The sequence below is a fragment of the Kitasatospora putterlickiae genome, from assembly GCF_039527695.1.
Lineage (GTDB): Bacteria > Actinomycetota > Actinomycetes > Streptomycetales > Streptomycetaceae > Kitasatospora > Kitasatospora putterlickiae.
In genome coordinates this window covers 20,731-21,271 of record NZ_BAAAKJ010000198.1, presented here as the reverse complement: position 1 = coordinate 21,271, position 541 = coordinate 20,731, and the positions used below count along the sequence as shown (strand labels likewise).

At 76.5% G+C, this 541-nt stretch carries 1 protein-coding gene; it reads left to right on the top strand.

Features of this window, described 5'->3' with window-relative positions; all coding sequences use genetic code 11:
- Positions 1-524, top strand: a 524-nt coding sequence (locus tag ABD308_RS19860) for an amidohydrolase family protein (RefSeq protein ID WP_344337137.1), incomplete at its 5' end; no start/stop codon positions are given.
- Positions 525-541: the final 17 nt, after the last annotated feature.

Sequence of the window (541 nt, the reverse complement as noted above, 5' to 3'; positions counted from 1 at the left end):
CGGCGGAGGGCCGGCGGATCGCCGACCTGGCGGCCGCGGGCGGCGTCGACCCGGTCGACTACGTGTGCGACCTGCTGCTCGAATCACAGGGGGAGGTGACCATCATCAGCCACTCGATGCGCGAGGACGACGTCCGCCGGGTGCTGGCCAGTCCGCTGTCGATGATCGGCTCGGACGGTGTGCCCAAGCCCGGGCGGCCGCATCCGCGCTGGGCGGGCAGCTTCGCCCGGGTGCTCGGCCACTACGGCCGGGACGAGGGGCTGCTGTCGCTGGAGAGCGCGGTGCACAAGATGACCGGGCTGCCGGCGGCGCGGTTCCGGCTCGCCGGGCGCGGGGTGGTCCGCGACGGCGCGGTGGCGGACCTGGTGGTGCTGGACCCGGACGCCGTCCTGGACGCGGCCACCTTCGAGCGGCCGCTGCTGCCGCCCCGGGGGGTGGCGGCCGTGGTGGTCGCCGGGCGGGTCGCGGTGCGTGACGGGCGGCCGACGGACGCCCGGGCCGGAGAGGTGGTACGGGTCCGATGATCCTGGCGCAGGTGGCG